Below are 10,912 nucleotides of genomic sequence, written 5' to 3'. Positions count from 1 at the left end.
GCCCGGACGCCGGCCAGTTGCGCGTCCGGCGTCACGAGGGGCGCGGGGGCGTCGGGCGTACGGTGAAGCCCTCCGCGCCGCGCGGCTCCTCCTCGAACACCCGCAGCTCGTCCACGAACGCCGCGGGCGAGCCCTCGCCCGCCCACTCGACCAGCCGGGCGACGGCATCCGGCTCGCCCTCGAACACCGCCTCCACGGTGCTGCCGTCCGGCAGGTTGCGCACCCAGCCGCGCACGCCGTGCCGTACGGCCTGGTCCCGGCAGGTGTCGCGGTAGAACACGCCCTGGACGTCGCCCTCGGCGAGCACACGGCGGCGGATCACGGGGACATCCTTGGCATCCGAGATCTCCATGGCGTCCGGAGCTGTCGACATCGCGGTACGGCTCCCGATTCCAGCACAGCGCCCGCACCCTGGTCACGGAACCCGGCCGCCCCGCGGGGGCGCGCCGGGGAGGCGGGGTGACGCCGGGCGCCGGTCAGAAGCGCCACCGGGTCTGGCCGAAGGGGCCCTTGGCGAAGCCGTAGGCCACCCGGGGCGCGACCGCGAAGACGAGGGCGCGGCCCGCCGGCTCGCTGACGAACGCGCCGTCGGCCACCGCGAAGCGCCACCTCTCGCCGTACTTCGCCGCCCACGCCTCGGCCAGCTCCGAGAGCCGCGCGGTGTCCCGCACCCGTTCGGCCTCGCCCTCGACGACCAGGCCGACCCCCTCCTCCCACAGGTCGTTGCCGGTGGCCAGCGCGCACTGCGGGTGCCGGGCGAGGTTGCGGGCCTTGCGCTCGTCGGGGCCGGTCGTGAAGTGCAGCGCGCCGCCGTGCCAGACGGCCAGGAGCGGCGTCATATGGGGGCGGCCGTCCGGGCGCAGGGTCGTCACCCAGAAGAGCTCGGCCTCCGCGAGGCGCCGGGCGGCCTCCGGCCATTCGAGCGCCTCCGCTTCGGAGTCGCTGTAGCGTGAATCGAGCACAGTTTCGGGATTATTGCGTGGCATTTCGATTCTCCTTTCGTACGCCATACTCATGACCTCCCGTCACCCGGAAATTCATCGCGCTCCGGCGATGAGTTTTCCCGGGCCGCCCGGTCTCCTTCTGCGTCGGCAGTGAAGGAGAGGAAGCCATGGCAGAGCAGGCAGCGCAGCGGAATCCGCATATCGGCGGCATGGTGCTGGGCAGCACCGACCCCGTCCGGCTGTGGGAGTGGTACCGCACCGCGTTCGCGCCGGACGCGGAGCAGGAGGGACCGGTGCTCGCCCTCCGGCTCGGCGACAGTTATCTGATCTTCGAGAGCCGGGACGACGTGGGCCGCAAGTCGGTCGAGCCGGGCCGCATTCTCGTCAACCTCCAGGTGGACGACATCCGCGCCACCGAGAAACACCTCACCACCGCGCTCAACGCCCGCTGGATCCGCCCGGTGGAGGACCCGGCCGGCGACGAACCGGTCGCGATCGGCACCCTGGAGGACCCGGACGGCAACTACGTGCAGATCATCGAGGTGGTCGGCGACATGACCGGTGCCTAGAAGCCCGCGACGGCAGGGGAGGACGTGCCATGGACCAAGCCGGCGGTGCGGGCGAGCTGCTGGAGCGCGCCGTGGGGTACGCGCTGGGCACCGCCCGGCTCGTCACCCCGCAGGCGCTCGGGCGCCCCACGCCCTGCGCCGCATGGGACCTCGGATCGCTGATGGCCCACCTCGACGACTCGCTCGCCGCGCTGCACGAGGGGTTCGACGTGGGCACCATCGCGCTGGCCCCCGCGGGACCGGCCCCTCCGGGCTCCCCCGGCGGCGACGGCGACCCGGGAGCGGCGTTCCGGCGCCGCGCGGCGCGGCTGCTGGGCGCCTGGGCGGCGGCGGGCCCGGCCGACCGGCTGATCGCCATCGCGGACGCGCCGCTCACGGCGGAGGCCGTCTCGCTCACCGGTGCGCTCGAACTCGCCGTGCACGGCTGGGACATCGCGCGGGCGACCGGGCAGCGCGACCGCCCCGTCCCGGATCCGCTCGCCCGCGAGCTGCTCCCCGTCGCCCACCAGCTGGTCCCGCACCCCGGCACCCGGCATCCGCTCTTCGCGCCGGAGATACGGCTGCCGCCCGGGGCGCCGCCCGGCGACCGGCTGGTCGCCTTCCTGGGCCGGGACCCGGGATGACGGGAGGGAACGGGGGTGCGGGGTCACTCCGTGAAGAGGCCCCGCTCCCCCGCCCGTGCGTCGAACTCCTCCAGCCGGGCCTGCGCCTCCGGCAGGCCGTCGCACATCGCCTCCAGCAGCACCCGGCCCAGCAGCATCGGGGCGCACGCCGTGTCGAAGGCGAGCCCGGTGCCGACGGCGGCGGGCAGCAGCAGGTCGTCCGGGTGCGCCACGGGCGCGAAGGCGCTGTCCGCGACGGTGGCGATCCGCAGTCCGGCGTCCCGCGCATAGGCCAGCGCCTGCACCGTCTCGCCGGGGTGCCGGGGCAGCGCGAAGCACAGCAGCGCCCCGGCGCCCGCGCGCACGGCCGCGTCGAGGCGGTCGCCGAGCATCGTGCCGCCCTCGGTGAGCAGCCGTACGTCGGGGTGGACCTTGGCGGCGAAGTACGCGAAGCCGCTCGCCTGCGCGGCGGCGGCCCGCAGGCCCAGCACGGGCAGCGGGCGGGAGGCGGCGAGCAGCGCTCCCGCGCGCTCCACGGGCGCGGGGTCGGCGAGCAGCGCGGCGAGGTGCCGCAGATTGTCGATCTCGGCGTGCACGGCCTGCTGGTACGCGTTGTACGCGGCGTCAGCGTCGCCGCTGCCCGTCCGCTGCCCGTCCCGGGCCTGCGGGCCGCTCTCCCGGAGCGTGCGGCGGAGCGCCGGATAGCCGTCGAAGCCGAGCGCCACCGCGAACCGGGTCACCGACGGCTGGCTGACGCCCGCGAGCTCCGCCAGCTCCACGCTCGACAGGAACGGCGCGTCGTCCGCGCGCCGCACCATGCAGTGCGCGATCCGCCGCTGAGCGGGCGTCAGCCGGTGCCCCTCGAACAGCCGCAGCAGCCGGGCGCTGGCATCTCCCACGGGGAACCCTCCCCTATTCACTCGCCGCCATGTCTGCATGACTATATACAGCAGCGCGGGGGAATCCGGGGGGTAGCCCCACTCCCGCGCTCCGGGCGCTGACCGTACGGTATGGGTATGAGCGCCCGTGACCCTGAGCTGAAGAAGGAACTCGACGCGACCTTGGCCACGCGCAAAGAGCTGGGTCCCGAGTACGAGGACGAGCTGATCGACTCCTTTCTGGAGAAGATCGAGCAGCGGCTCGACGGGGTGGTGGACAAGCGCGTCCGGCGGCAGCTCGCCGAGCAGCAGATGGTGGTGGCGCGCGGCAGCAGCCGGCCGCAGCAGACCGGGCAGTCGCCCAGCCTTCCGGACGGCTTCGGCGCCCGGCTCGGGCTCGCGGTGGCGTCCCTGGTGCTGGCCATCCCGCTGTCCGCCATCGCCGCGGTGAACGCCGGGCTCTCGGGCCTGATCGCCTGCTGGACGGGCATCGTGGCGGTCAACGGGCTGCAGGCCAGCCGGTCCTGGTTCGCGCGGGACCGGCGGCCCACCGGGAAGCAGTCCAGCGAGTGGGAGGAGTGACGTAGCCGGGGACCGCCGCACCCCGGCGCTGTGCGCTCAGGGGCGGGACGACGGCGGTCCCCGCGGGCGTCGTCACCGGTCCGGGAGCCGCTCCGGAGATCCGTGACGCCAACGCACTCCAGTGTGCGGGACAGGCGTTAACCGCGCTTTTCCGCAGCGTGACGCTTAGCGCATCCCTGACGCCCCGCCAACGCCGCCGCGGTCTACTTCGCGCCGTTGGCCAGGAAGGCCAGCAGGTCCTGCCGGCTGACCACTCCGACCGGCTTGCCCTCGGCGAGGACTATCACCGCCGAGGCGGCCTCCAGCACCGCCATCAGGTCCGCCATCGTCTCGCCTGAGCCCACATGCGGCAGCGGGGCGCTCATATGCTTCTCCAGCCGGTCGTCGAGCGAGGCGCGCTGCGCGAACAGCGCGTCCAGCAGCTCCCGCTCCACCACCGAGCCGATGACCTCGGCGGCCATCACATCCGGGTGCCCCGCGCCGCGCTTGACGACCGGCATCTGCGAGACGCCGTACTCGCGCAGCACCTCGACGGCCTCGCCGACCGTCTCCTCCGGGTGCATATGGACGAGCGTGGGCATCGGGCCGTCCTTGTGCCGCAGCACGTCGCCGACGCGGGCCACGGCGGAGCCGCCCTCCTCCAGGAAGCCGTAGTCGTTCATCCACTCGTCGTTGAAGATCTTGCTGAGGTAGCCGCGCCCGCTGTCCGGCAGCAGCACCACCACGACAGCGTCCCGGCCCTCGGGGCCGAGCCGCCTGGCGACCTCCAGCGCGCCGACGACCGCCATCCCGCAGGAGCCGCCGACCAGCAGCCCCTCCTCCTTGGCGAGCCGCCGCGTCATCTGGAAGGAGTCCTTGTCGGAGACGCCGATGATCTCGTCCGTCACCTCGCGGTCGTACGCCTCGGGCCAGAAGTCCTCGCCGACGCCCTCCACCAGATAGGGGCGCCCGGAGCCGCCGGAGTAGACCGAGCCCTCGGGGTCGGCGCCGACGATCTGGACCCGGCCGTCGCTGATCTCCTTCAGATAGCGTCCGGTGCCGCTGATGGTGCCGCCGGTGCCGATGCCCGCCACGAAGTGGGTGATCCGGCCGCCGGTCTGCTCCCACAGCTCCGGGCCCGTCGTCTCGTAGTGCGAGCGGGGGTTGTTCGGGTTGCTGTACTGGTCGGGCTTCCAGGCGCCGGGGGTCTCGCGCATCAGCCGGTCCGAGACGTTGTAGTACGAGTCCGGGTGCTCCGGGTCGACGGCGGTCGGGCAGACCACGACCTCGGCGCCGTACGCGCGCAGCACGTTGATCTTGTCGGCTGACACCTTGTCCGGGCAGACGAAGATGCAGCGGTAGCCCTTCCGCTGAGCGACGATGGCCAGCCCCACGCCGGTGTTGCCGGAGGTCGGCTCCACGATGACGCCGCCGGGGCGCAGCTCGCCGGACTCCTCGGCCGCCTCGATCATCCGCAGCGCGATCCGGTCCTTCACCGAACCGCCGGGATTGAAGTACTCGACCTTCGCCAGAACGGTGGCTTGGATACCGTCCGTGACATTGTTCAGCTTGATCAGCGGGGTGTTGCCGACAAGCTCGATCATCGACTCGTAATACTGCACCGTGGTCTCCGCGCGGTTGTCGTAAGGCAGCGCCGTTGCATGCCTGTGCCGCCACCATATGCGGCAACACGCGCACACCGGGGGCGCGTTGCACGCAGGGCCGCGCGGGGCAACACAGTCTTAGGGGAGCACGTCGGGCGCACCGATCTGGGACTCCAAGGACCCTACGCCATCACAACGCGCCCCCGAAGCCCTGACTGTCCACGGAAACGCAGGAGGCGAAGTCAGCACAATGCCGATGTCGAAGGCGTCGACCGCGAGAGTGGCACGACGGATCGCTACCGCCGCCGCCTACGGAGGCGGCGGAATCGGGCTGCTCGGCGGGGCGGCCGTCGGGCTGCTCTTCGCCGAGGTCCAGCTGGCCAAGCGCAAGGTCGGCGGCTCGCTGGACCAGCCGCCCCTGGCCGACGGCCTGTACGGCGCCGCCTTCGCCCGGCAGCGCGAGCCGCAGCGCACGGGCCGCCCGCTGCGGCTCGCGCTGCTCGGCGACTCCACGGCGGCGGGCCAGGGGGTGCACCGCCCCCGCCAGACGCCCGGCGCGCTGCTCGCCTCCGCGCTGGCCGCGGTCGCCGAGCGCCCGGTATCGCTACGGAACGTAGCCGTGCCCGGCGCGCAGTCCGACGATCTGGAGCGCCAGGTGACGCTGCTGCTCGGCGAGGGCGGCGGCGCGGACGACGGGCCCGACGTCTGCGTGATCATGATCGGCGCGAACGACGTCACCCACCGGATGCCGCCCGCGCACGCGGTGCGCCGGCTGTCGGACGCGGTGGCCCGGCTGCGTACGGCGGGCTGCGAGGTGGTCGTCGGCACCTGCCCCGACCTGGGCTCGATCGAGCCGGTGGGGCAGCCGCTGCGCTGGATCGCCCGGCGGCTGAGCCGCCAGCTCGCGGCGGCGCAGACCATCGCGGTGGTGGAGGAGGGCGGGCGCACGGTCTCGCTGGGCGACCTGCTGGGCCCCGAGTTCGCCGCGAACCCCCGCGAGCTGTTCGGGCCGGACAACTACCACCCCTCGGCCGAGGGATACGCGACGGCCGCGATGGCCATCCTGCCCACGCTGTGCGCGGCGCTCAGCCTGTGGCCGACGGCCGACGAGCGGCCCGACGCCGCGCGCCGCGAGGGGATCTACCCCGTCGCGCGCGCCGCGGCGGAGGCCGCGGCGGAGGGCGGCACCGAGGTCGCCGGGATCCGCGGCCCCTGGGCCCTGCTCAAGCACCGCCGGCGCAGGCGGCTGCCGCAGGCCGAGGACGCCGCGGCCGAGGACCCCCCGGTCCGCCCCGGCAGCGCACCCTCGTCGGGGCGGACCTGACCGGAGTGGGACCATGGCAAGCGAGCGCTTAGAAAGAGGTCCGCGTCACAAGGGCGAGGCGGTGACCCGCATCAGTACCTGCGGGTAGCTTCGCGGGAGCAGACCCGCCGACCCTCCATCAGGAGCCGACCCTCCACCAGGAGCCCGAGATGCCCGAAGCAGTGATCGTTTCTGCCGCCCGCTCCCCCATCGGCCGCGCCTTCAAGGGCTCCCTCAAGGACGTACGCCCCGACGACCTCACCGCCGGGATCGTCCGCACCGCGCTGGACAAGGTCCCCGAGCTGGACCCCGCCGACATCGACGACCTGATGCTCGGCTGCGGCCTCCCGGGCGGCGAGCAGGGGCACAACCTGGGCCGCGTCGTGGCCGTGCAGCTCGGCATGGACCACCTCCCCGGCTGCACGATCACCCGCTACTGCTCCTCCTCCCTCCAGACGACCCGGATGGCGCTGCACGCCATCAAGGCGGGCGAGGGCGACGTCTTCGTCTCGGCGGGCGTGGAGACGGTCTCCCGCTCCGTCAAGGGCTCCTCGGACGGCATGCCCGAGACCCACAACCCGCTCTTCGAGGAGGCCGAGGCCCGCACCGCGCACCGCGCCGAGCACGGCGGCGCGGGCTGGACCGACCCGCGAGCTGAGGGGAAGGTCCCGGACGTCTATATGGCGATGGGCCAGACCGCGGAGAACCTCGCCCGCCACAAGGGCATCACCCGCCAGGAGATGGACGAGTTCGGCGTCCGCTCCCAGAACCTCGCCGAGAAGGCGCTCTCGGACGGCTTCTGGGAGCGCGAGATCACCCCGGTGACGACGCCGGACGGGACCGTCGTCAGCAAGGACGACGGCCCGCGCGCGGGCGTCACGCTGGAGGGCGTGTCCGGGCTGAAGCCGGCGTTCCGGCCCGACGGGCTGGTGACGGCGGGCAACTGCTGCCCGCTGAACGACGGGGCCGCCGCGCTGGTCGTCATGTCCGACGTGAAGGCGCGCGAGCTGGGCCTGACCCCGCTGGCCCGGATCGTCTCCACCGGGCTGTCCGCGCTCTCCCCCGAGATCATGGGATACGGGCCCGTGGAGGCGTCCCGGCAGGCGCTGGCCCGCGCGGGCATGACGGTCGGCGACATCGATCTGGTCGAGCTCAACGAGGCGTTCGCGGCCCAGGTCATCCCCTCCTACCGGGACCTGGGCGTCGACCTGGACAAGCTGAACGTCAACGGCGGCGCCATCGCCGTCGGGCACCCGTTCGGCATGACCGGCGCGCGGATCACCACCACGCTGCTCAACTCGCTGCAGTGGCACGACAAGCAGTTCGGGCTGGAGACGATGTGCGTGGGCGGGGGCCAGGGGATGGCCATGGTGCTGGAGCGGCTCAGCTAGGCGGTGTCCGGCGGACCTTGCCGCCCCGGCGGGGCGAGGTCCGCACCGGGTCCCGGTGTGGCGGGGGTCACGTCCGCGCGGGTCCCGCTCGGCGATACTTCCGCGAGACAAAAGCGGCCCCAGGATGTGATATATACCCTGAGGGCCCCGTATCCTCGCAGGTCACAGAGGTTTGGACCAGTGAAGGCCGAGACGTTGACCGCCCCTTTCAGGCGGTTTTGCACTACGGTCGAAAGGCGTAGCCGACAACGCTGTTGTAGGAATTCAGGGGGATCGAACCGGAATCGGGAGTACGTCAGTGAGCGCCATATCCCTCATCCTGCTGTGCGCCGCGGCCCTGGCCACCGCCCTGGGCGGCGCCGCCCTGCACACCGCGCACGGTCTGCGGCGCCAGTTGACCCAGCTGCGTGCGGAGGCGGCGGAGGCGGCCGCCGCCGCGGGCGCGGTGCCCCCGGCCCGCAACGGCGCTTCCGCCGACGAGATCCGCACCGCCGTCGCGGACGCGCTCGCCGCCGAGCGGGAGCGCGAACTCGCCGAGGCACGGGCCTTCTGGGCCGCCCAGGAGGCGCGGGACGGCGGCCCCGAGAGCGGTGCGCTGCTCGCGGGCCACGGCACGGAGTACGAGGTCGCGCACGGCGATCTCGCGGACCACCTGGACGCGCTGCTCGCCGACGACCACGAGGGCGAGATCTTCATACCGCGCCAGCCGCAGTCGGGCCCGGAGGACTCCCCCGAGGACCTCGAACTCGACGCGCCGGCCCCGGCGGGAGACGGCGGGCCGGACGCCGAGCCCGAGGTCGAGATCGAGCCCCCGGACCTGGCGGCGGCCCGCCGCCGGCACCCCTCGCACCCGGACTTCAACCTCAACGGCGAGCCGGTGGCCCCGGCGCCCGCGGCGTCCTCCGCGCCGACCGTGGCCGACCACGAGCGGACGGTGGAGCGGCTGGAGGAGCTGGCGGGCGCCCGCACCCCGCTGGCGGACGTCCGCCCGGGACCGCTGGGCACGCTGGACGTCTATGTCTTCGCCGACGGCACCACGGTCTGCCTCTCGCCGGGGCACCGGGACGCGAGCGAGGCGCTGTCGGCGTCGCTGCGGCTGGGCGAGCCGCCGGTGCTGATGGGCGGCTCCGGGATCGCGGGCTCATATGCGCTGACGTTCGGCTTCCCGAACGGCGACACGGCCTATCTGCTGGCCGACCGCGTCATCGCGTCCCGCTAGGGCCGTGGCCGACGGGCGCGTGCCGTCGGGGCGTCAGCCGATGCGGCGGGTGGCTGCGGCGACCTCGGTGACCGCCTCCGCCAGGAGCGGCTCCGCCTCGGCGGTCGGGAGCCGGCGGAGCGCCTCCACCAGGTCCGCGCCGGCGACGGCGACTTGGTCGCCGACCGCGAACACGCCCGCGTCCGGCATCGGGCGGGGCGGCTCGCCGGGGAACTCCAGCCGCTGGGCCCGTACGGCCAGATCCCGCGCCAGCGCGAGACCCTCCGCGGCGGCGCCCCGGCGCAGGGCGCTCTGCGGGAGGGCGCGCAACCGGTCGGCGATCCGGTCCACGGCAGTGGTCAGCGGTGTCGTATCGAGCACGTAGCAAGCGTATGCGGGCCGACCGGACTGTTGCCAACGCACCAACGCTCAGGCAACGTGGCGTCAAGGACTCACTAAGAAGCGTCCGGAGGCGCCGATGTCCCAAGTCTTCTCCGAAGAGACCCACCGGAACCTGCTCTCACGCATTCCCCATTGCACCGGCCGTGAGGTCTCCGACTGGCTCCGCACCGTCGACGAAGGCCCCGCTCTCTTCCGCTTCGAGGAGAAGGTGAGCTGGCTCCGCGGCGAGCACAACCTCGCCTACGGCCACGCCAAAGCGATCATCCACGAGCACGACCTGCGGCGCGCCGCGCGCCATCTCTCGCAACCCCGCACCCCGTGACCCACCCTCCAGACATACGAGGGCCCCGGGAGGCGCTGCCTCCCGGGGCCCTGCGTCGGCGTCAGTTGTCGCCCTGCAGAATCGCGATGAGGCGCAGGAACTCCAGGTAGATCCAGACGAGGGTCAGGGTCAGGCCGAAGGCGGCCAGCCAGGACTCCTCGCGGGGCGCGCCGTACGCGATGCCGTCCTCGACCTGCTTGAAGTCCAGGGCCAGGAACAGCGCGCCGATGACGATGCCCGCGATGCCGAGCACGATGCCCAGGCCGCCGGTGCGGAAGCCGAGGCCGTCGCCGCCGCCGAAGGCCGCGAACAGCAGGTTGACCGCCATCAGCAGGATGAAGCCGATCCCGGCGGCCATCGCGAAGCGGTAGAACCGCTGGTTCACTCGGATGATCCGGGTCTTGTACATCACCAGGACCGACACGAAGACGGCCATGGTGCCGAGCACCGCCTGCATCGCGGCGCCGTTCACATACCCGTTGATGTAGTTGCTGATCGCGCCGAGGAAGAGGCCCTCGAAGGCCGCGTAGGCCAGGATCAGCGCGGGAACCGGCTTGCGCTTGAACGCCTGCACCAGCGACAGCACCATCGCGATGAGGGCTGCACCGATGGCGAGGCCGAGCGAAAGGTCCGTGATCCACGCCACGGCGGCGGTCACGACGACCAGGCCGAGCGTCATCCCCGTACGGGAGACGACGTCGTCCATGGTCATCCGGCCGGCCTGCGGCGGGGCGCCGCGCTGCGCCTGCTGGGTCTGCGGGTTCCCTGCGTACGGGTTCGTGGCGTACGGGTTCCCGGCCTGCGGCTGCTGGGTCTGGAATCCGGCGTAGCCGCCGCTGTCGCGGCTGAACCCCCGTCGCGAGAAGACCGGGTTGCTGCTCCTCATCTCACTCCTCCATGGCCACACTGCGCGGCCTCGCGGTCCAGCGTAATGCGTAAGTAAAACCAGCACGCTAGTGCAGAGGGCACAACGAACGAAAGAGACTCGATTGTTCCCCGGCCATTGTCCGCTAGTGCCGTGGCCGGAAAGGTTTGCCGTCTCGCGTCGTCCGGTGCGGTGCATCGCAAGGCGCCGGATCGCGGCTCGTACTGGGCGTACTCGCGTGATCCGGCAACGCCGCGAGGCGCCGTGCCGGGC

At 72.9% G+C, this 10,912-nt stretch carries 13 protein-coding genes; 7 read left to right on the top strand and 6 right to left on the bottom strand.

Features of this window, described 5'->3' with window-relative positions; genetic code table 11:
- Positions 1-31: 31 nt before the first annotated feature.
- Positions 32-373, bottom strand: a complete 342-nt coding sequence (locus tag G5C65_RS21760; RefSeq protein ID WP_338146568.1) for an acylphosphatase — start codon at positions 371-373, stop codon at positions 32-34.
- 103 nt (positions 374-476) lie between these two features.
- Complete coding sequence (locus tag G5C65_RS21755) at positions 477-986, bottom strand: pyridoxamine 5'-phosphate oxidase family protein (RefSeq protein WP_165300582.1); 510 nt, start codon at positions 984-986, stop codon at positions 477-479.
- 125 nt (positions 987-1,111) lie between these two features.
- On the opposite strand from G5C65_RS21755, the gene G5C65_RS21750 reads away from it, so the two are divergent.
- The gene (locus tag G5C65_RS21750; RefSeq protein WP_206442108.1) at positions 1,112-1,513 is read left to right on the top strand and encodes a VOC family protein; all 402 of its coding nucleotides are present in this window, start codon (positions 1,112-1,114) and stop codon (positions 1,511-1,513) included.
- A gap of 29 nt (positions 1,514-1,542) precedes the next feature.
- Positions 1,543-2,136, top strand: a complete 594-nt coding sequence (locus tag G5C65_RS21745) for a TIGR03086 family metal-binding protein (RefSeq protein ID WP_165300581.1) — start codon at positions 1,543-1,545, stop codon at positions 2,134-2,136.
- A gap of 23 nt (positions 2,137-2,159) precedes the next feature.
- On the opposite strand, the gene G5C65_RS21740 is transcribed toward G5C65_RS21745, so the two are convergent.
- Positions 2,160-3,053 (bottom strand): MurR/RpiR family transcriptional regulator, encoded by an 894-nt coding sequence (locus tag G5C65_RS21740; RefSeq protein WP_165300580.1) that lies wholly within the window; start codon positions 3,051-3,053, stop codon positions 2,160-2,162.
- Positions 3,054-3,131: 78 nt separating this feature from the next.
- Here G5C65_RS21740 and G5C65_RS21735 point away from each other — a divergent pair, with 78 nt between their 5' ends.
- A complete protein-coding gene (locus G5C65_RS21735; protein WP_165300579.1) occupies positions 3,132-3,575 on the top strand; it encodes a hypothetical protein in 444 nt (147 codons plus the stop codon).
- Positions 3,576-3,778: 203 nt separating this feature from the next.
- Here G5C65_RS21735 and G5C65_RS21730 read toward each other — a convergent pair whose 3' ends face one another.
- Positions 3,779-5,176: a cystathionine beta-synthase gene (locus G5C65_RS21730; protein ID WP_165300578.1), complete on the bottom strand. Its 1,398-nt coding sequence runs from the start codon at positions 5,174-5,176 to the stop codon at positions 3,779-3,781.
- Positions 5,177-5,408: 232 nt separating this feature from the next.
- On the opposite strand from G5C65_RS21730, the gene G5C65_RS21725 reads away from it, so the two are divergent.
- The 3 genes from G5C65_RS21725 to G5C65_RS21715 all read left to right on the top strand — a co-directional run bounded on the left by G5C65_RS21725 (position 5,409) and on the right by G5C65_RS21715 (position 9,071).
- Positions 5,409-6,482: an SGNH/GDSL hydrolase family protein gene (locus G5C65_RS21725; protein ID WP_165300577.1), complete on the top strand. Its 1,074-nt coding sequence runs from the start codon at positions 5,409-5,411 to the stop codon at positions 6,480-6,482.
- A 149-nt stretch (positions 6,483-6,631) separates the two neighbouring features.
- On the top strand, positions 6,632-7,852 hold the full coding sequence (locus G5C65_RS21720; RefSeq protein ID WP_165300576.1) for an acetyl-CoA C-acetyltransferase: 1,221 nt from the start codon (positions 6,632-6,634) through the stop codon (positions 7,850-7,852).
- A gap of 298 nt (positions 7,853-8,150) precedes the next feature.
- Positions 8,151-9,071: a hypothetical protein gene (locus G5C65_RS21715; RefSeq protein WP_165300575.1), complete on the top strand. Its 921-nt coding sequence runs from the start codon at positions 8,151-8,153 to the stop codon at positions 9,069-9,071.
- Between the two features lie 33 nt (positions 9,072-9,104).
- Here the strand turns inward: G5C65_RS21715 and G5C65_RS21710 are convergent, their stop codons facing one another.
- Positions 9,105-9,431: a hypothetical protein gene (locus G5C65_RS21710; RefSeq protein WP_165300574.1), complete on the bottom strand. Its 327-nt coding sequence runs from the start codon at positions 9,429-9,431 to the stop codon at positions 9,105-9,107.
- A 97-nt stretch (positions 9,432-9,528) separates the two neighbouring features.
- Here G5C65_RS21710 and G5C65_RS21705 point away from each other — a divergent pair, with 97 nt between their 5' ends.
- Positions 9,529-9,774, top strand: a complete 246-nt coding sequence (locus tag G5C65_RS21705; RefSeq protein WP_165300573.1) for a DUF4287 domain-containing protein — start codon at positions 9,529-9,531, stop codon at positions 9,772-9,774.
- A gap of 61 nt (positions 9,775-9,835) precedes the next feature.
- Here G5C65_RS21705 and G5C65_RS21700 read toward each other — a convergent pair whose 3' ends face one another.
- Positions 9,836-10,660 carry a Bax inhibitor-1/YccA family protein gene (locus tag G5C65_RS21700; protein WP_165300572.1) on the bottom strand — a complete coding sequence of 275 codons (825 nt, stop codon included), beginning with the start codon at positions 10,658-10,660 and terminating at the stop codon, positions 9,836-9,838.
- Positions 10,661-10,912: the final 252 nt, after the last annotated feature.

Origin of the sequence: Streptomyces boncukensis, assembly GCF_011045075.1 — a bacterium.
In the GTDB taxonomy this organism is placed as follows: domain Bacteria; phylum Actinomycetota; class Actinomycetes; order Streptomycetales; family Streptomycetaceae; genus Streptomyces; species Streptomyces boncukensis.
This window is presented reverse-complemented; position numbering and strand designations above follow the sequence as displayed.